Origin of the sequence: Streptomyces decoyicus (assembly GCF_019880305.1) — a bacterium.
Lineage (GTDB): Bacteria > Actinomycetota > Actinomycetes > Streptomycetales > Streptomycetaceae > Streptomyces > Streptomyces decoyicus.
Genome location: NZ_CP082301.1, coordinates 7,647,085 through 7,667,059, shown reverse-complemented (window position 1 = coordinate 7,667,059; position 19,975 = coordinate 7,647,085). Strand labels below are relative to the sequence as shown.

Below are 19,975 nucleotides of genomic sequence, written 5' to 3'. Positions count from 1 at the left end.
GCTTCGAGCACCGCGCTCCGATCACCGCGGCGCGTTGTGGACGAGCGCAGGGTGTCCACCGGGACGCCTGTGGGTGACCCGGCGCGCCCGCGGGGTTTACTGCCCCGTCCGGTACGAGCACCATCGGCCGTACGGGGGGCAGGAGCCGCATGGATGAGGTGACACGTGGTCAACCCTTGGCTGGCGATGGAGACCGGTGCCGATCCGGTGGAGCGCACTCGCACGGTGCGCCGGGCGCATGCGGCCTTCCTGGCCGACGGGACCGTGGCGCCACCGGTCCGCCGGGTGGTCGCCGACTCCTGGCGCCGCTCCGCCGACGCCCGGGCCGCGGCGGACGGCGCCGCGCCCATCGATCTGGACGAGGCCGCGCTGGGTGCCTACCGGGACGGGCATCCGCTGGCCCGCGCGATGCCCGTCTTCCGGGAGCTGCTGGGCAGCTTCGCGCAGGACGGCGCGCATCTGCTGGCCGTCTGCGATCCGCAGGGGCGGCTGCTGTGGGTGGAGGGGCACCGCGGGGTGCGGCGCAGTGCCGAGCGGATGAACTTCGTGGTCGGCGCCCGCTGGGACGAACGGCACGCCGGCACCAACGCCCCGGGCACCGCGCTCGCCGCCGACCACGCCGTACAGATCTTCGCCGCGGAGCACTACAACCGGCAGGTGCAGCGCTGGACCTGCGCCGCCGCCCCGCTGCACGATCCGCGGACCGGGCGGCTGCTGGGTGCGGTCGACATCACCGGCGGCGACCATCTGGCGAGCCCGCACAGCCTGGCCCTGGTGCAAGCCACCGCCCGTGCGGCGGAGGCCCATCTCGCGGCGGATGCCCCGGAGTTGGGCGTCTGCCTGTCGGCGCTGGGCCGGGACGAAGCGCTGCTGGTGGTGGACGGGGAGCGGCTGCGGCTCGGTCGTCGGCACAGCGAGATCATGGTGCTGCTGGCCCGGCACCCGGAGGGACTGACGGGCGATCAGCTCTCGGTGCTGCTGTACGGCGAGCGCGATATGCGCCCGGTGACCCTGCGGGCCGAGCTGTCCCGGCTGCGCCACCTCGTCGGCACGCTGCTGCATTCGCGCCCGTACCGGCTGAGCCGGCCCGTCGAGACCGATCTGTGCGCGGTCGAGGAGGCATTGGGGGCCGGCGAGGTGCGTACCGCGCTGGGCGCCTACCGTGGTCCGCTGCTGCCGCTGTCGGAGGCGCCCGGTGTGCAGCGGCTGCGGGGTGCGCTGGAGGACCGGCTACGGCGTGCGCTGCTCGACGCACGCGATCCCGGCCTGCTGCGCGAGTGGTCGCGCAGCCCCTGGGGCGAGGACGATCTGGAGATCTGGGAAGCCCTGGTGGACGCCCTTCCGGAGCGCTCACCGGCGCGCGGCGCACCGATGGCCACCGCGGACCGGCTGCGTGCGGCGTACGGCCTGACCGGCGGTTCCGCCGGTGCTCTGCGCGCCCCGGCGGCCGCGCATGTCGCAACGTTCACGCAACCTCCGCGGCTCTAGCCTGCGCACAACGCCCGTCACACGGGAGTGGCGGGCACCGCGCCGAGAGCGATTGGGAGGCCGCACCATGGCCCGTTACGCCAGCCCGGGTTCCGCCGATGCCGTCATGAGCTATCTGCCCCGCTACGACCACTGGATCGGCGGCGAGTTCGTGGCGCCCGCACTGGGCCGGTACTTCGAGAACCCGACCCCGGTCAACGGGCAGCCGTTCACCGAGGTCGCGCGGGGCACGGCCGAGGACGTCGAACGTGCCCTGGACGCGGCGCACGCGGCCGCGCCCGGCTGGTCCCGCACGGCCGCCGCCGACCGCGCCGGCGTCCTCAACAAGATCGCCGACCGGATGGAACAGAACCTGGAGGCCCTGGCGGTCGCGGAGAGCTGGGAGAACGGCAAGCCGGTACGCGAGACCCTGGCGGCCGACATCCCGCTCGCCATCGACCACTTCCGCTACTTCGCGGGCGCCATCCGCGCCCAGGAAGGCTCCCTGTCGGAGATCGACGAGGACACCGTCGCGTACCACTTCCACGAGCCGCTCGGAGTGGTCGCCCAGATCATCCCCTGGAACTTCCCCATCCTGATGGCGACCTGGAAGCTCGCCCCGGCACTGGCCGCCGGCAACGCCGTGGTCCTCAAGCCGGCCGAACAGACCCCCGCTTCGGTGCATTTCTGGATGAGCCTGATCGCGGATCTGCTGCCGCCCGGCGTCGTCAACATCGTCAACGGATTCGGCGCGGAGGCCGGCAAACCGCTGGCCTCCAGCCCGCGGGTCGCCAAGGTCGCCTTCACCGGTGAGACCACCACCGGCCGCCTGATCATGCAGTACGCGTCCGAGCACCTGCGTCCGGTGACGCTCGAACTGGGCGGCAAGAGCCCCAACATCTTCTTCGACGACGTCTCGTCCGCCGCGGACGACTTCCACGACAAGGCTCTGGAAGGCTTCACCATGTTCGCCCTCAACCAGGGCGAGGTGTGCACCTGTCCGTCGCGGGCGCTGATCCAGCGCGGCCACTACCAGGACTTCCTGGAGGCCGGGGTGGCGCGCACGGAGAAGATCGTCCAGGGGCACCCGCTGGACACCGACACCATGATCGGCGCACAGGCCTCCAACGACCAGCTGGAGAAGATCCTCTCCTACCTGGACATCGGCCAGAAGGAGGGCGCCCGCATCCTGACCGGCGGCTCCCGCGCCGAGCTCGGCGGCGAACTGGAGGGCGGCTACTACGTCCGTCCGACGATCTTCGAGGGCAACAACGAGATGCGGGTCTTCCAGGAGGAGATCTTCGGCCCGGTCGTCGCCGTGGCGCCCTTCAGCGACTTCGACGACGCGATCGGCATCGCCAACGACACGCTCTACGGCCTCGGCGCAGGCGTCTGGACCCGCGACGGCTCCACCGCCTACCGCGCCGGCCGCGCCATCCAGGCCGGGCGGGTATGGACCAACTGCTACCACGCCTACCCGGCCCACGCGGCATTCGGCGGCTACAAGCAGTCCGGGATCGGCCGGGAGACGCACAAGATGATGCTGGATCACTACCAGCAGACGAAGAACCTGCTGGTGTCGTACTCGCCGAAGAAGCTCGGCTTCTTCTAGAGGCACAAGGAAAGGCGCCTGACCTGGACTTATACCGGTCAGGCGCCTTCCGTATGACCCGCTCAGAGCAAGGCTCGGTCTGCGTCGTAACTCCCAGCCCGTCCCGCCACCATCCCGCTGCTGACCAGCGTTTTCCGGACCAGCGAGTCCGGACCAGCCGCTCCACACCGGAGTACCGTCCCGCGCTCACCAGGACGCGATCTGGGACCGACAGCAGATGATCAACCGGCTCCGCTCACACCTGCCCGCGTACTATCCGGCCGCCTCGCCGCTTTCCACGGCACCGGAAAGCCCGGACTCGACTCGACTCGCCACGCCCCCACGTGATCCTGGCCGCCGCGCCCACGCCCGCCGACGCTGCCATCCCGCGTGGGTACCAGGGTGCCGTCGAGTTCGTACGCCGGTAGGCCGCCAGCAGCAGGATCCGGTCCTCCAGTGGCAGGCTCCACGCCCGGCCCTTGCGTACCGGGTCCGCACCCTCGCGCTGCATCGCAGTGACCAGCTTGCCGAACCGCCGCGGGCTCAGCCCGGTGAACGGTGAGGGACAGGACGGCCCCGACACCGTGATCACACCAGCCACCACAAGATCACCTCACCCGTGACCAGCAGTTACGGGACAACCCTTACTCCACCGCATACAGCAGGTTGTACTCAGCACCATCCGCCCTGAAGCGCAGGCTGCGCTCACCAGGCGTATCCGTGATCCACTGCTCCCCGGGCCCGCCATCCCCGCCTGATTCGCCGACCTCCCCGAGAGAGACGGCAATCGTTCCCGTGAAGTCGCAGTCGTACTTGACGGTGTACATCCGGTCTCCCAGCACCGTCCCATTCCACACGGTGCCCCGATTCTGGACCACAAGCCTCGGCTCGTCGAAGCCGCTCCAGCCCTCAGTCGTGACGCACTTGAGCTTCTCCAGATAGAGCTTGGCCATACCGTCCCCTGTGCAGGATCCTTCTCGACACTTCACATCCTGCCGAGCCTCAATAAACGATCACTAAACGAATGGACTCGGTATTCGCCGCCGAGGCGATGCCCCGCCCGGGGAGTGCGGGACATCGCTGCAGTCCACTGGTATCAACGCGGCGCTGCAGCAGGGCAGTTAAGTGCTGGAGGAGCGGGAGGCTGCGCTCTGGGTGCGGGTGGCGGAACTTCAAGCGGAAGCGGACCGCATTCTGGTTGAAAGCACCCGATGAAGGGGCTGTTGGAGCATCGGGTGTTCCGCTCATGGCCAGTACCGCAGGTTGTCGAGACCGCCGGTGGCCGGTCCCCTTCGCTGTTACTGTCGCGCCATGTCCAAGACCGAGATAGACGTGGTGACCGCCGGGTTCTTCGAGGCCTTTGACAACCGGGGCGGCAAGGCTGCCGACGTGGCCCGGATCCGCCGGCTGGTTCTTCCGGGCGGTGTGATCGTCAAGGCCGGCCCGGCGTTCACGGTCCACACCGTGGACGAGTTCATCGAGCCTCGTCAGCGGCTGCTGACCGACGGTCGGCTGGTCGAGTTCTCCGAGTGGGAGACCTCCGAACGGACAGAGATCGCGGGCGATATCGCGTCGCGGTTCAGCGAGTACCGCAAGTCCGGGACCCTGGATGGCGAGCCGTTCGAGGGAGGCGGGACCAAGACCCTCCAGTTCGTCCGCACCCCAGAGGGCTGGCGGATCGCAGCGTTGGCCTGGTACGACCAGCCCTGACCCGCAGGGGCGGTCGGCTGCGGCTCATCAGCTCGGAAACTCAACACCGTTGCTTGCTGTGCCCCCATAGGTTCGCCGGGTTGGCGAGCGCGGAGGCGTGACGGCGGTCGGTTGGCTCCGCGTACGGCGGGGGTGCGTCCCCGATACTCTGCCCGCCGTGATCAATTCAAATACGAGCCTTGACGACGCCGAGGTTGCGGTAGCTGCGGTACGAGCCGGGGCGGAGGTCGTGCGCGCCCGGTATGGACAGCGGCTCTCCCACATCGACAAAGGCGCCGGGGACTTCGCCACTGACGCCGATGTGGCGGCTGAGGGAGCGATCCTCGGCGTCATCCGTGCTGCGCGGCCCGAGGATGCGGTGCACGGCGAGGAGGGCGGGCAGCAGGGTCCGACTGACGCGGTGCGCCAGTGGTTGGTGGACCCCTTGTGCGGCACCCTCAACTATGCCGTCGGCAACATGCTGGTGGCCGTCAACGCGGCACTGCGCAACGGTCCGGCCGCAGTGGCCGATCCGTTCAGCGGCGAGGTGTTCTTCACCGACGGTGAGACGGCTTGGGTTCGGCGCAACGGGGGCGACACGCAGCTCGTGCCGACGGCGGCCACCCAGCTGGTGGACGTGAACCTGGATCCGCCCTTTCCGAGCGCGCCTGGGTTCAGGGCTGTGGATTTGCTCGCTCACCCTGGCTTCGTCGAACGGTTCCGGCCGCGGGTCGTGTCCACGACGCTGGCGCTGGCCTGGGTCGCGGCCGGCAAGCGTGCCGCATACGTCACCGATGGCGGTGATCTGGCCGAGAGCGTGCACTTCGCCGCCGGAATCGCTGTGTGCCAGGCCGCCGGCTGCGTCGTCACCGGAGTCGACGGCGCTCCCCTCGGGCAGGCAGGCCGTGGGCTCGTAGTGGCCTCGGACGCCGAGACCCACGGTCTGCTGTTGTCGATGATCCGCGGTCGGGACTAGTGCTGTGATCTTCGGAAACCTCGGTGGGTCGAGGGGCCGGATGTGTTGCGGCGTAGGAGGTTGTTGGCGCCTTGATGCACTGCGGTCCCCCGCAGTATGCAGTCCCCAGGAGTGGCGCGCACGCACGGGGTTGGTGGCGCGCACGCACGGGGTTGGTGGCCCGGGTACCTAGCCGTGTGAGGTCTCCGCCACGTCGACTGTTTCGGAGCCTTCGCGACGTATCCGCTCGACCCCCCAGGCGCCGAGCGGCCCGAGCGCTTGATTGAGCGTGTGCCCGTGCTCAGTCAGGGAGTACTCCACCCGCGGCGGCACCTCGGCGTAAACCTCCCGGTGCACGAGACCGTCCTTCTCCATCTCACGCAGATGCTGGGTCAGCATCTTCTCGCTCACTCCCGGCAGACCGCGACGGAGCTCGGCGAAGCGGCGTACGCGATGGGCGTCGAGTTCCCAGAGGATCAGTCCCTTCCACTTGCCGCTCACCACGTCGAGCGCAGCGTCGATGCCGCAGATATAAGGCCCGCATCTCGACGACTTGGTCATCGCTGATCCCCTTACTAAAAGGTAAGTACCGCAGTAAATAGTGGGTACTTCCGAGAGTAGCGGCGCTCTCCGAGCATGGAGGGGTGAACGAACAACAGAACCGCAACACCAAGCAAGGCAGCGCTGTCACCGTGATCGGGCTTGGTCCGATGGGTCAGGCGATGACCCGCACCCTCCTCGCCGCCGGCCATCCGGTCACCGTCTGGAACCGCACCGCCAGTCGGGCCGACGGCGTCGTCAACGACGGAGCAAAGCTCGCGGTGACACCCGGCGAGGCGGTCGAAGCGAGCGACCTCGTGATCCTCAGCCTCACCGACTACCAGGCGATGTACGACGTCCTCGACAGCGCCACCGAATCGCTCGCCGACCGCACACTGGTCAACCTGAGCTCTGACACACCCGACCGCACACGTGAGGCAGCAACCTGGGCAGCGGGCCACGGCGCCACCTTCCTCACCGGTGGCGTCATGGTCCCGGCGCCGATGGTCGGCACGGAGGCGGCCTATATCTACTACAGCGGCCGCGGTGAGGTGACGGGAAGTCACCTGGCGACGTTGACGCTGCTCGGCACACCAAAGCATCTCGGCGAGGATCCGGGCCTCGCCCAGATGATGTATCAAGCCCAGCTCGCGGTGTTCCTCACCACCCTGTCCGGACTGATGCATGCCACCGCAATGCTGGGCACCGCAGGTATGAAGGCCCAGGAAGCACTGCCGGAGTTGCTCTCCTTCGTCGACTCGATGGGCGACATCCTGAGGGCTGGTGAAGAGACCCCGGGCGCCGCGCTGGATGCGGGACAGCATCCCGGCGACCTCAGCACGGTCACCATGATGGGTGCGACATCCGACCACATCGTCGAGACCAGCACGTCACTCGGCCTCGACCTCGCGCTCCCACTGGCCGTGCAGGCCCACTATCGGCGCGCGATTGACGACGGACATGGCAGCGACAACTGGACCCGCATCATCGACAGCATCCGAGGACTGCGCTGACCAAAGCCGGGACCTATGAACGCACTCCCTCCCCCGCCCGCGACTCCGCCCGGAACCCACCGCCTACTTGCGCCCTCAGCGGACCGTGCCCCCGGGGCCTGACCCGGCTCGGAGTGGGGCGACTCACGCTTGTGCTGTACAGGGGGGTGCGCTGGGTTGCAATCCCTCACCGACTCGACAATCTGGAACACTAATCACAAGATCCATGACTGCTTGTCGCCTTCCTTTGGTGACGCAGCAGGCCCGCCGGAAACTCACCCGGCGGGCCCCCTGAATTTCAACCCGATCCCACTACTCCCGGCCTTCCAGGGAAAGTTCCATCAGGAACTCAGGGCAGGGCCGGAAGCGATTGCCTCGCCATGCCGGCTGGTATCGAGGGAGGTACCTTTGCTAGTCGCGCGGGCGGCCCACCTCAAGGAACTGCCGATAAACGAGGTGCAGCAGGGCCGCGTATGCATGTTGCGACCGAGCGACTGCCTGGTCGTCACCCGATGCGACGTCACCGAGCCGATCAATTCGAGGCATAAGTTCTTGAAGCAATGCCAGGACGTCAACTGGCGCCGGCTTGAAGATCCCGCGTTCTACATATCGGATCACCGTCGTCACATACTCGTCGACGCCCGCCAGATCACTGTGCGTCAGAACCAGACCCTTGTCCGAACCACTCGAGGGGAACGGCAGCTGGCGCCACAGGGTATAGGAGTCCATAAAGCTCAGCATCATCTATTCCTTAGTCCTAGTGGGCGTCCGTGTACCAGAAGGACACAACTTTTCCATCTGGCCCGACGATCCCACCCATACCGCCATTGGGATCGGTATACTTCACGCCGAATTTGCCGTCATCAAAAGGCATCCTCTTTGCGTTCAAGCCCGCCTTGCCTCCTGGCTGGGCCAGTCGCTCCGCCCAGCCCTTTGAATCCTGCAAGTACTTTTCGGGCGTGACGTTCACCGGCGCACCGTGCTTATTGAAGTGGTACTGGAAACTGTCCCCGGGCGAGGCGAAAGTACCCTCATGCCAGACATCCACCACGCCGTCCAGGCAGGGCCCAGAATTGTGAACCAATACCGGCGTCTCGCCTGCGAGCACATAGTAACTGTGCAGGTTATCGACTGTCAGGTTGTACGTTCTGGCGTTTTCGCTGAAGGGGCGGTTGCCCTTGATCGTGACTGTGCTGCCGTCGACGGTTCGCAGTGTCGTGCCGGGACGCAAGTGGGCGGCTTCGGTCCATGCGTGCTGCGAGGGGGACCAGAAGGGATGCTCGTTGGTGGCCGTGAGGCGGCGGTTGCCCTGGGGGGTGGCGATGGTGAGTTCGTTGAAGTTCTTGTCGTGTTCCGTGACGATGAGGTCGGTGACAGTCCGCTTCCCTGTGCGGCCGCTGACCGGGTCGGTGGCGATTACCTCGTCCCCGGCCTTCACCGACTCGATGTTCTTCGTCGAGCGATCCGCCATGAGCACTTCGGTGCCGGCGAGGAAGCACTTGAAGCACTTCGCCTTCTTCGCCACCCGTGAGCCTTCAGCGATGTCTTCTACGCCTTCGCCGAGCTTCTTGAGGAGCTTGACCTTGCCGACGGGGAGGACGGAAATGGCGAAGGCGGTGCATGCACCGAAGGCGGGGTTCTTGATGCACTCCCTGAGGTCGTTGAGGCCGGTGATTTCCCATACCACGGCGGTAAGAGTGGGGTCGATGACGGGAGTGACGTCACCGCCGGAGATGACGCAGGGCAGGAGCCCGGCGATTTCGTTGCCGGTGTGAGAGACGCAGTGTGGCTTCTTGGCCTTCTGCTTCTCCTGTTGCTTGCGGGCTTCTTCGGCCTTGCGGCGTGCTTCGGCTACCTCGCTCTCGCGCTTCTTCTGCACCTCGGTCCATGCCTGGGTGGCGAGGGTGTTGGCTTCCTTGACGCTCTTTCCTGCATCGAGTGCGGAGGCACGGGCGTCGTCGGCTGCCGAGGTGGCGAGGTAGGCCGAGTGGTGCGCGTAGTCGGCGGAGAACTCCGCCTGGGCTGCGGAGGATTCGGCGTCGGCGGCGTCACGGTCGGCGGCGTTGGCGGCGTTGCGTGCGGTCTTTGCGGACGTGGCTGCCTGGGCGGCGCTGTTCTCGGCGCTGGTGGCGGCCTTGTCGGCGTCGTCGGCGTACTGGCCCGCGAGCTTGGCGGACTTCTTCGCCTCGCCCGCGGCCTTGGCGGCGTCGTCCGAAGCGTCGGTGGCCTTGGCGGCGGCTTCTGCCGCCTTCCAGCTGTTCTGCCGGGCCTTGGCCGCCACGCCGGAGGCTTCGGCGATCAGGCGTTGCATCTGGGCGATGTGGGTGCTGGCGAGTTTGTCCTTGCGGTCGGACATGTACTGGCCGACCTGGACGAAGTCGTGCAGCTGGTCGGCGGAATTCGCCAGGGCGATTTTGGCCGCGGCCTTCATCTCCGGGCCGCCGTTGTTGACGAGCTTGGAGGCGATGACCTGCTCGTCGGCATTCAGCGCCGCATACTGGCCGTTGCTGATGAACGCGGCGAGCACCTTGCCCTTGCCGTTGGCCAGTGCGGCCTTGGACGCCTCCTTCACGCCGGGGCCGCCGGCGTTGTTGATCTGGGAGACGCGCACGGCGTAGTCGGTGACGGCCACGTCGTACTGACCGACCGTGTAGAAGTCGCTGACCTGCTGATCGGAGCCCTTGAGCGCTTCTGCAGCACCCTTGCGCACGACCTCGTAGGGGCTCTGCGTGCTGAGCTGGGAGACCTGCTCACGGATCTCGTCCTGAGCGGCCTTCTTCCATCCGGTGCGCAGGTACTCCAGGACCTCGTCGTCCGGGCCGGACAGGGCTGCCGCGGCGGCCTGCTGGTGCCAGGGGCCACAGATCTTCAGTGCCTTGAGGGCAAGGATGCGGCCCTTGGCCGCGACCGTCTTGGTGTCGGCGCCGGGCTTGGCGGCCTCGGCGGCCAGTTCGGCTGCCGTGGTGTCCAGGGAGCGGGACTCGACCAGATCCGCCGCGGAGGCGGAGGTGACAGAAGCGGTCTGTGCCGCGTGGGACCGGGCGCGTTCGATGGCGGCAGCGGTGCGGGTGGTGAGGTCTTCCGCCTCGGCCTCGCGGGCGATGGTGAAGACCTTCTTGGCGGTCGCTGCCGCCGACTCGGCTGCCTCTGCCGCCTTCTTGGCCGCGGCCGCATGCTTTCTTGCCTGTTCGGCCGCCTTGGCTGATTCACCGGCGTGCTTGGCGGCCTCCTCCGCGGCCGTCGCGGCGTTGTCCGCATGCGTGGCCGCGGAATCCGCCGCCTCACGTGCTTCTTCGGCGGCGTTGGCGGACTTGCGTGCCAGGGCTTCGGCGGCGTTGGCCGCACGGTCGGCCTCGTTGGCGTGGCGGCGGGTCTCCGCGGCGGCCGCCCTGGCCTCACCGGAGTGGACGCCTGCGGCCTCGGCGTAATTGTTGGCCTCATCGGCCGCGTCCGCCGCGGCGTTGGCGTTGCTGCTGGCGCTGCGAGAAGCCTTCGCGGCTGCGCCCGCGGCCAGCGAGGCTGCGCCGGCCTCCTTGGCGGCCTCCACGGAAGTCCTTGCGAGGGTGGCCGCTGCCCGGGCCTTCTTCGCCATGTCCCTGGCTTCACCCGCCCGGCCCGCGTTGTACGCGGCCGCGATAGAGGCGTTGTAGGCATCATTGGCCGCGTCGGCGGCGTTGGCGGCTGCCGCGGCGGTCTGCGCCGCTGCGAAGGCGGCGATACGGGCCGAGCGGTTGGCGGCGTTGGCGGCGCTGATGGCCGTCTGCGACGCGGCGGCGGCGGCCCGGGCCGCGTCGGCGGCCTGCTTGGCCTTGACGGCCGCCCGCTGGGAGTCGTTCTTGGCGGCGTTGGTCTCCCGTGCCGCCTTCAGGGCGGCTTCCTTGGCGAGATCCGACGCCTCGATCGCACGTGTGGAGGCTTCCTGTGCCTTCTCCGTCGCGTCCTTGGCCCGCTTCCCGGCCAAGGTGGCCTGCGCGGTCAGCTGGGCGATGGTGGCGTGTTCCTGGTCGCGGTTGCGCGCGACGAACTGCCCCACCTCAAGAAACTCGACGATGTCGTCGGGCGTGCCCTTGAGCGCGACCTTTCCGGCCGCCTTGACCGCCGGGCCGCCCGAGTTGACGAGCTGCGAGACCTCGACCTCGTTGTCCGTCTCGCGTGCCGTGTACTGCCCCTCCGCGAGGAACTTTGCACGGTCTTCGGGGGTGCCCTTCAAGGCTGCCTTGCCGGCGTCCTTGACGCCGTTGCCACCGAAGTTGATGACCCGGGAGACCTCGACCTGCTGGTCCTCCTCCAGCGGAGCCTTCCAGCCATCCTTCAAAAACGCCCGCAGCGCCGCGGGGTTCTCCGAAGTGCTCTTCTTCAAGGCCGTCTTGGCCGCCTCGCGCACTGCGGGGCCACCGGCGTTGAAGATCCGGCTCGCATCGACGTAGTCGTCGACGAACTCGATGCCGTCCTTCTGGTCGAGGAACGTCTTGATGTCCTGGGCCCCGCCGAGGAGCGCCTGCTCGGCGGCCTCCTTGATCCCCGGACCGCCGTCTATCCATGAGTCGACGGCCAGTACCCGCATGAGTTGCAGGTCGTCGTCGTTGATGTCCGCCGCGGAGGCGGGTCCTGTCCCTAGGAGTCCCGCCACCAGCGAGGTGGTCAGCAGCATGGGCCAGGCACCACGACGCGGCGGCCCGATCCTGCTGGCTAAGGGTCCACTCCGGAGGAGCCATATGGCTCCCTTTGCGCTGGGTCTCGGTCTCATCCGGTCAGTCCTCTCTTGTCCTTCATAACGGTCGGTAGTACCCCCAGCGCCCGGAAAGTCCGTTCAGCAAGGGGGAGCATGCACGGACGTGCATCAGGGCGGCAGAGGGATGCCACGCAGGCGGATCTGCTTGCCGGTTGGGCACCTGGCCCGCGGAGGCCCGTCCATCCGGCTGGTGTCGAGGCAGTACGTCTGAACCCGCCCTGTGACGTGCGAATTCAGGAGGTCAGTGGGGAAGGCCAGGATGCTCCACGCACGTCGAGGTCTCCGTCAGCTCGTCAGCCGGTGCGCAGATTTTTCTGGTCACGGGCTCACGAGGACGCGTTCGGCGGCCAGGGACGCGCTGGTGGTGTCGGGGTGGAGGGTGAGTTTGCCCCCGGGCCAGAGCGCGACGAGGTCGTTCTGGCGGGCGGGACCACCGAAGGCGCCGGCGGTGGCCAGCAGCGCTTCGCGCCAGGGGGACTTGGCCGGTAGCAGCCGGTGTTCGCGGCCGAAGGTTTCGGCGGCGATGTTCTCGTACGACGTGACCTCACCGTCGTTCCAGCGCACGAACACGTCCTGGTCTCCGGTTTCGGGGCGGAAGTCGCCCGCTGCGACGTCCCGGGCGTGCGGCCAGGTGGTGTCGGGGGGTGTGACGAGCTGCTTCTCCGCATGCAGCCCCTTGGCGTCGACGTTGGAGTAGAGCGTCACTTCACCGTCGGTCCAGGTGACCATGAGGTCGTCGCTGCGTGTGTTTCCGCCGCCGAAGCGGCCGGCGGCCATGGTGCTCGCGTGGTTCCAGGTGTCGTTGGGGCCCTTGAGCTCCACCTTGTGCGTCAGCTTGGTGCTTTCGTCGACGTCCTTGTAGAGGGTCAGTCTGCCGTCGGTCCAACGGACCAGGAGGTCGTAGTGCGCGTCACCGGTGAAGTCGCCGGCGGTGATGACTTCGGCCTGCTGCCATGCCTTGTCCTTGACGAGCTGGATGTCCTTGCCGAACCCGTATGCGCCGTTACCCGGGTAGAGGGAGAGCTCGCCGTCGGACCAGCGCACGATCAGGTCGCTGACGCTGTTGCGCACCGAGGACGTGTGGAAGCGGCCGGTGGTCATGACCCGCGCGTGGGTCCAGGTGCCGGCGGTGCCCATGGACGTTCCGGTGCCGGTGCCCGGGTCCGGGTCCGGGTCCGACGGGATGCCGGTGACGGCCTGCCGGTAGAGCCGGAGGGTGTCCTCGTCGAATTGAGAGGTGTAGCTGGTGTGGTCGTAGAGGCCGCCGGTCTTGTAGCCGCCGATGACGCCGACGAGGCTGCCGCGACGACCGTCGAAGTCCTCCAGGAACGGACCGCCACTGACGCCGGAGCGGAAGCCGTCGCACTTGATTTCCATGAACCGGCCCTGGAAGGCGGTGGTGTCATTGGTGCACTGAAGAGGGGTCTTGTGGCCACCGGGGTAGCCGACGAGCGTGACGGCTTTGCGTGCGAGCTTCGCCGTGGGGACGGAGGTGAGCTCGTTGCCCCGTCCGACGGCGTCCTCCAGAAGCCGGCCTCGCGTGTTCGGGCCGACGCTCAGGAAGGCGAAGTCGACATCGTCGTCGGGAGCCGAAGCACGGTAGCGGGCATCGATCCAGATCTTGCCCTTCTGGACCGGGAAGATGCCGTAGGGGCTCTCTCCTGCCTGCCCGGCCTTCGACGCTCCGGTGCGGTAGCCGGGCACGAAGGCGAAGTTTTGGTGGCGATGGTCACCATTGAGGCAGTGCGCTGCGGTGATGACGAGGCTCTTGGTCGGCGAGGCCACGGCACTGGCGGTGCAGAACTGGTCCGGCGTCGGCGAGCCGTCGGTGGTACGGATCAAGAACACGCCGACCGTGGCGATCCCCTCGGGCACCTGGCGCGACGGCTCGCTCGCCAGGAACGACTTGCGCCCCCGTCCGGATCCTGGCCGCGCCTGCGCATCCGGCTCACGGGACTGCTCGGCGTCCACCGGAACGGCAGCACGGATGCGCTCCGGCGTCCAGTACCGCTGTGCCTCCCGCGCCTCGTCGACCTGCTCCTTGCTCACGCCGTGTGCAGGGTCGTGGCCGGTACCTGGTGGAACGGTGGTGGGGCCCGCGGGGGCGGGCCCGGTGCCGGGTGAACCCGGCCCCTCGTGGGGAAGAGCGGCCGCCGGGGCGGTGACGGCCAGGGATGCGCACAGGGCCAAGGCGGCGGCGCGCATCCACGGTATGCGTCTCATGGAGCTTTCCGTTGTGGTGTCGGGGCGGGGAGGGAGGAGCGGGCAGGGTCGGCCGGACCTGGCCGGCCGGGACGTGCCGCGGTGCCGCGTGACGCGGCGGGGAGCTGCCCGCCCCGTCGCATCACGCGGCCTCGGATCATTTGACGATCTTGATTTCCTCGTGTGTTCCAGCGGCGTCCACACCCGGGTAGAGACTGACCGACCCGTTGCGCCAAGTGACAACGACGTCGTTGGCGGGGCCGTTGGCGACGAAGGCGCCGCCGGTCATCGCGTTCGTGTTTGTCCAGTAGGACTTCTCCGGGCGGACGTTGCTCTCGCCGTGGAAGCCCGCGGTGTCGACGCCCGGGTAGAGGGTGGCCTCGCCGTCCGACCACCGCACCAGCAGGTCCATGGTCTTCTTGCCGGTGAACTCCCCGGCACTGACCTGGCTGGCGTGCGTCCAGGTGCTCGTTTTGGCGAGCAGCTTCTGTGCCTTGTCCGCCACACCGTTGGTGCCCAGGTCAGGGTGGAGGGTGACGCGGCCGTCGTCCCAGGTCACGAGCAGATCGTCACGCTGCTGGTTGGCCGAGTAGCGGCCGGCGGTGATCTGCTGGGCGTGCGGCCAGGTGGTGTTCTTGGCCTTGGCGAGCATCTTCTCCCCGTGGAAGCCCTTGGCGTCGACGTGGGTGTACTGGGTCAGCTCCCCGTCAACCCAGCGCACCACCAGCCCGTCCGTACCGCCGCCGAAGCTCGCACCCGTGAGCTGCTCGACGTGCTGCCAGATGCTGGTCTTACCGGCAACCGGCGGCTTGGCCAGCTGGTACTCGGCGGCGAAGGGGTGGCGGGGGTCCTTGTCGTCGGAACCCTGATAGAGGGTGACTTCCGCGTCGGTCCAACGCACGATCATGTCCATGTGCCGGGTGCCGCCGGCCGAGCCGCCGGTGAAGTAGCCCGACGCGATGTGGGTGGCCTTCTCCCACGGCGGGGCGGCGAAGACCGGGCGGTAGCGGACCTGCTGCACCCAGGCACCCAGGTCATCCACCCGGGCATCGACGGCCCCGGTGCGGGTCTCGGCCGGATCGGTGCCCAGACAACCGCCCTGCCAGGAGGTGCTGTTGACAGCGACCAACTCCACCCGCCCACCACTCTCCCGCAGCGCCGGACCGCCGGTGTCGCCCTTGCACACCGCCGCGCTCTTGCCGGTGATCTCCAGCTTCCCGTCCTGCACCGCGTCCACCGTGAAGGCGGCCGCGTGCAGCTTGTCGGGCACCCACTCGGTCTTGTTCCGCCCAAAACCGATGACCTTCAGCTCCTCACCCTGCGTGGGAGGAGCCGAGGATACGGCCACGGGCGTGACACCGCTGACCGGCTTCGCCAGCTGGGCCATCACCACATCGCGCCCCGCATACGGCACCACCTGGGTGACGTCCGTGACGGTTCCTGCCGTACCGGTCAGGTCGGTACGGCCGACGGTGGCCGTGGTCTTCCACTTGGGCGCGCCCTCGGTGACCTTCGGGCTCTTGGGGTCGTCGGCGAAGCAGCCGGCGGCGGTGAGCACCCACTGCTTGTCCACCAGCGCGCCCGAGCAGCTGCGCTTGCCGTCACCGATGTCGAGTTTCACGGCGAACGTGTAGGCCCCGCCCGGGGTGGCGGTGCCACCGGCGACTGCGTACGCCGGCACGCTCGTCATGAGGGAGGCTGCGAGTAATCCTGATATCCACGCGGCGCGCGAACGTCTGCCCATCACTGACACTTTCTGTTCGATCGGGGAGGAGCACTGGTCCGGGCACGCTCGGCAGCGTGCCCCTGCCCACTGTTGTCCGGAGGTGGTTCGGCCGGGCGGCGTCAGCTGGTGACGCGGAGTTCCAGAAGGACCGAGCGCTTCTCGGAGCTGCCGGCCTCGCCCAACGGCTTGTAATCGTTCTTGGGCGCGTTGATGACGGTTTCCTTGCCGTCAGCGGTGATCGTGGCCTGCACCGGGTGCCCCTCGGTCCACATGCCGAAGGCGTCGGCCAGTTCCATCGTCAGGTACCCCTTGGTGCCATGGACCGCGAAGCAGTAATCCATCTGCCCGGTACGGGACTTGACCATGATGTCGTGGGCGGAGTCGCAGCCGGTCAGCGTGATGTGACCGTCGCCCCGCTTCAGGGAGATCTTCTGGTCCTGCAAGATCCGCGCGGCGTTCGGGTAGCTGAAGTCCTCGACGGCGGAGGGCATTTCGGCTGCGGCCGCGGGGGCCGGGTCGTCCTGCGGGGCCGCCTGCGCGAAGGTCAGACCGGCCATCACGGCCGACAGTGACAGTGCGCCAACAAAGCCGGCCAACAGCGCCTTTCGGGCACGAGGTATCGCCACGGCGTCTTCCGTTCAAAGGGGTGGATGTCAAGATGTGTCGTTGCGGTGAAGAAGTAAAGCATATGTAAGGTATGTGTGAACGTGCCTGTGTCACGTTCGCGGCGATAGTTGCCACCTTCCGCCCACTTCACTCGCCCCGATGGGCCTCCCTACGTGCCTGTCGCTGCTGCCAGAACGGGCTTTCCGGGGCTTCAGGGGGCATGTCCTGTCAGTTGCCATGAAGGCACGAGGGGCAGGCCGGGGCTCGGTGCCGAAGGCCCCCTCCTGGAGAGTTGCCTTGCTGGTGTGACGCGGCGGCGGAGTCGTACTGGAGGGCCCCGTTCACCCGGGCTGAGCCCGCGTGCCTTCGGGGAGCTGGTGACTGATCCAGGACGATCGTGGCTGACAGAACCTGAGCGGTGAGGGTGCTCTCTTTGCGCCTACTGGCCAAGTAGAGGGTCAAAGCTCCCGGCTACCGGAATTGGGCTGTTCCCCAAACAGTCTGTCACTTCATCTCCTAAGCTGCTGTGGGGCGGACGGTTGACTGCCGTCCACACATCAACCGGGGAGTTAATGGAAGCCGCCGCCATTGGCGCTCGCCTCGCCTCAAGCGTCGTAGCGCCGCTGATCAAGAAACTCTTCGTGGCTGACGGACCCGGCGCCGGCTTGGTCGATAAGCCGCTGCGCGTCTCGAAGCTCGTTTCGTTCAAGGGTGAGAAACGTGCCCTGTCGGACGAAGACCTGCACAAGATCGCCGAAGAACTGGTCAATCGCGCTGCGCAGTCAACGGGCGTCGAGGAACGTCTGCCGGCATACGAACAGCGTGCCGTCGCACACGCAGTAGCGGACTCATTGAGGGCGCTTGGCTACATCGACATGGATGATGTACAAGCTGTGCAGCTCGGGTACCTCGCCCTCTCCCGGCATCTGCGGTCGCAGAGCCCCTCAGCCACTCTCGGCTTATCCAGCGACGCAGTGACACTTCATGCGAGTGTGCTCGACACCGCATGCCTGCACATCCTGCAGTTCTTTACTCAGAGGTCAACTTTCGTTGCCCGTACGCTGATTGAACACAGCCGTCGGATCGAGGAGTTGTCTCTCAAGATTGATTCCCTGATTGCGCGGACTCCGTCGCCGGCCGACGGCCCTTTCGAGGACCGCTACGCCGAGTACATTGCGTCAAAACATGGCAAGTTGACCATCTTCGGGCTCGATCTGTCCGAGGCGCCGGAAAATTGGCCCCTCGATGCCGCTTATCTCAGCTTGGACGCAGTGGGCAGCAGAACGAATGCGATCCCCACCCTCCTCCCGGCGGACCATGTGTTGGCAGGCCGCGATCGGGTCCTGCTCCGGGGTGTAGCGGGCTCGGGAAAGACGACACTCGTGCAGTGGCTGGCGGTGTCCACCGCACGGAAGGCTCTCGACGAACGCCTGCTGTACCTCTACGGCCTGGTGCCCTTCGTGCTGCCGCTGCGCACGCTGACCCGAGGCGGGGCCAAACTCCCCACGCCCGACGGGCTCCTGTCCGCCGTCGACTGCCCCATCGCCAATCTCCAGCCCACGGGGTGGTTCGACCGGGTGCTGAGGTCGGGGCGCGGGTTGATCCTGATCGACGGAATCGACGAGATTCCGGAAAGCGAACGCCAAGAGGCCCGTCGTTGGTTACAGGGGCTGGTCAGTTCGTACCCCAGCAACCGGTGGCTGGTGACCTCTCGACCTTCGGCCGTACGCGAGGACTGGTTGGTCGGTGACGACTTCGCAGAACTCGACCTGGCGCCGATGAGCCGGGAGAACGTCGCGGAGTTCATCAAGCGGTGGCACAAGGCCGCAGGCATCGGCGACCGCTATGCCAGAGATCTCCTGCGGTCCGTCCGGACCAAACAAGACCTGGGCCGACTCGCCACCAACCCCCTGATGTGCGCGCTGATCTGCGCACTTCACCAGGACCGTCGTGGCTACCTCCCGGACGGCCGAAAAGAAGTCTACGATGCCGCCCTCTCCATGCTGCTGTCCCGGCGTGACCGCGAGCGCGGAATCTACAAGCCAGGGACCATCCGCATCAGCGAGGAATACCATATCCAGTTGATCCAGAAGCTGGCCTACTGGATGATCCGCAACGGCCGTTCCGAGATGGACCGGACTGACGCCGTCGAGCTTCTGCAGCACGCACTACCAGCGATGCCGAAGATCGCCGACCAAGGATCGGCAGAGGAAATCTACCATCACCTGCTGATCCGCAGCGGTCTCCTGCGTGAACCAAGTGCAGGTTCGATGGATTTCATTCACCGAACCTTTCAGGATTACCTGGGCGCCAAGGCTGCGGTGGAAGGTCTTGACTTCGACTTTCTCATCGCGCACGCGCACCTCGATCAATGGGAAGACGTTATCCGGATGTCCGTTGCTCACGCTCGGACCATGGAGCGAACCCGCCTCCTCACCGGCCTCATCGAACGAGGAGACGCATCGGAGAAGGACAGCAGGCGCCTCCATTTGCTGGCAGCCGCCTGTTTGGAGCACGCGACAGAACTGGACCCTGTGGTGCGCACGGATGTAGAGCAGCGGGCTGCGGCACTGATTCCGCCTCGATCAGCCGATCAGGCACGCGCGCTGGCCGATGTAGGGCCGGTCGTCCTGGACCTGCTGCCCGGGCCTCAAGGACTCTCCGCCGACGAGGCATACTTCACCGTATTGTCTGCCACCCGCATCGTCACCGACGCCGCAATTTCAGTATTGGCGCAATATCGTGATCTTCCGGATCTCCGCGTTCGTTCCGAACTGGCCAGGGTCTGGAGCCGATTTGAGCGCGACCGATTCGCCGAGGAGGTCATCGCTCACCTAGGCGAGGAGGACCTCTACTTCTGCGTCTCGAATGCACACGAGTTGCAAGCGCTCCGACGGTTCGGCGGCCGTTCCCGGATCAGGATGACAGGCGCAATCGCACCCGAAGAATTCCAATCCTTCTGCGATCGGACCCGCCTCACTCATCTGTGGGTGGAGGCCGACTTGGACACCACATGGGAGTGGCTCGAGTACTTCCCGAATCTACACACCCTCACCTTCGAAAGTCCGCTCGCAAGTTTCGATGTGAGCACCCTGAAGAACGTCAGGTCCCTGCGCACCATTCGCATCTCCGAGGAATCTCTACTCGTTGGATCAGAGGCTCTCCCTCCCTCCATGCACGTTGTGCGAGCGCACCTGAGTACGACCTGATGAACACCGCCAGGGCATGGCTCCGCCCGGCGAGGAGCTCAACTGCCCCTTGAGGGCCCCCAGTAGCGCACGGCCAAGCCAGCCCAGCGCCTCGACGTAGCCGCCCTGGACGCGCAGATCACTGCAGGTGGGAGGCGCGCCGGGGCGAGTGGTGAAGCCCCGGCCGGCGTGCCGCCGGACTGTGCGACGGTTCCGCACGTCCTTTTCTATCCGTTGAGCGGCCATATTGAAACGGGCGGCGGCGCCGGGACGGCCCGGTCAGCCCG

At 67.1% G+C, this 19,975-nt stretch carries 13 protein-coding genes and 1 pseudogene; 6 read left to right on the top strand and 8 right to left on the bottom strand.

The genetic code is table 11. From position 1 onward, the window contains the following. The first annotated feature begins 165 nt into the window (after nt 1-165). Complete coding sequence (locus K7C20_RS33360) at nt 166-1,488, top strand: GAF domain-containing protein (protein ID WP_030080271.1); 1,323 nt, start codon at nt 166-168, stop codon at nt 1,486-1,488. Between the two features lie 67 nt (nt 1,489-1,555). Continuing rightward, nucleotides 1,556-3,079 (top strand): aldehyde dehydrogenase, encoded by a 1,524-nt coding sequence (gene adh / locus K7C20_RS33355; protein WP_030080270.1) that lies wholly within the window; start codon nt 1,556-1,558, stop codon nt 3,077-3,079. A 331-nt stretch (nt 3,080-3,410) separates the two neighbouring features. Here the strand turns inward: adh and K7C20_RS33350 are convergent. Further along, nucleotides 3,411-3,659 (bottom strand): annotated as a pseudogene (locus tag K7C20_RS33350) (IS5/IS1182 family transposase); the annotation flags it as partial. A 43-nt stretch (nt 3,660-3,702) separates the two neighbouring features. Beyond that, nucleotides 3,703-4,011, bottom strand: a complete 309-nt coding sequence (locus K7C20_RS33345) for a hypothetical protein (protein WP_030080268.1) — start codon at nt 4,009-4,011, stop codon at nt 3,703-3,705. Nucleotides 4,012-4,369: 358 nt separating this feature from the next. On the opposite strand from K7C20_RS33345, the gene K7C20_RS33340 reads away from it, so the two are divergent. Both K7C20_RS33340 and K7C20_RS33335 read left to right on the top strand, forming a co-directional pair. After that, a complete protein-coding gene (locus K7C20_RS33340; RefSeq protein ID WP_030080266.1) occupies nt 4,370-4,768 on the top strand; it encodes a nuclear transport factor 2 family protein in 399 nt (132 codons plus the stop codon). A gap of 157 nt (nt 4,769-4,925) precedes the next feature. Next, nucleotides 4,926-5,723 (top strand): inositol monophosphatase family protein, encoded by a 798-nt coding sequence (locus tag K7C20_RS33335; protein WP_030080264.1) that lies wholly within the window; start codon nt 4,926-4,928, stop codon nt 5,721-5,723. A 168-nt stretch (nt 5,724-5,891) separates the two neighbouring features. Here K7C20_RS33335 and K7C20_RS33330 read toward each other — a convergent pair whose 3' ends face one another. Then, nucleotides 5,892-6,263 carry a winged helix-turn-helix transcriptional regulator gene (locus K7C20_RS33330; protein ID WP_030080262.1) on the bottom strand — a complete coding sequence of 124 codons (372 nt, stop codon included), beginning with the start codon at nt 6,261-6,263 and terminating at the stop codon, nt 5,892-5,894. Between the two features lie 83 nt (nt 6,264-6,346). Here K7C20_RS33330 and K7C20_RS33325 point away from each other — a divergent pair, with 83 nt between their 5' ends. Further along, entirely contained in the window at nt 6,347-7,255 is a 909-nt protein-coding gene (locus tag K7C20_RS33325) for an NAD(P)-dependent oxidoreductase (RefSeq protein WP_030080260.1), read from the top strand. A gap of 390 nt (nt 7,256-7,645) precedes the next feature. On the opposite strand, the gene K7C20_RS33320 is transcribed toward K7C20_RS33325, so the two are convergent. From K7C20_RS33320 to K7C20_RS33300, 5 genes are all read right to left on the bottom strand, one after another. Beyond that, on the bottom strand, nt 7,646-7,963 hold the full coding sequence (locus K7C20_RS33320) for a hypothetical protein (RefSeq protein ID WP_160328697.1): 318 nt from the start codon (nt 7,961-7,963) through the stop codon (nt 7,646-7,648). 28 nt (nt 7,964-7,991) lie between these two features. Continuing rightward, entirely contained in the window at nt 7,992-11,885 is a 3,894-nt protein-coding gene (locus K7C20_RS33315) for a polymorphic toxin-type HINT domain-containing protein (RefSeq protein ID WP_053208717.1), read from the bottom strand. A 399-nt stretch (nt 11,886-12,284) separates the two neighbouring features. Further along, nucleotides 12,285-14,189: a trypsin-like serine peptidase gene (locus K7C20_RS33310; protein ID WP_150127168.1), complete on the bottom strand. Its 1,905-nt coding sequence runs from the start codon at nt 14,187-14,189 to the stop codon at nt 12,285-12,287. 136 nt (nt 14,190-14,325) lie between these two features. Then, on the bottom strand, nt 14,326-15,858 hold the full coding sequence (locus K7C20_RS33305; protein WP_245170982.1) for a S1 family peptidase: 1,533 nt from the start codon (nt 15,856-15,858) through the stop codon (nt 14,326-14,328). A gap of 155 nt (nt 15,859-16,013) precedes the next feature. Beyond that, complete coding sequence (locus tag K7C20_RS33300; protein WP_030079855.1) at nt 16,014-16,520, bottom strand: hypothetical protein; 507 nt, start codon at nt 16,518-16,520, stop codon at nt 16,014-16,016. Between the two features lie 552 nt (nt 16,521-17,072). Between K7C20_RS33300 and K7C20_RS33295 the strand changes: the two genes are divergently transcribed. Further along, complete coding sequence (locus K7C20_RS33295) at nt 17,073-19,709, top strand: NACHT domain-containing protein (protein WP_030079857.1); 2,637 nt, start codon at nt 17,073-17,075, stop codon at nt 19,707-19,709. Nucleotides 19,710-19,975 lie beyond the last annotated feature (266 nt).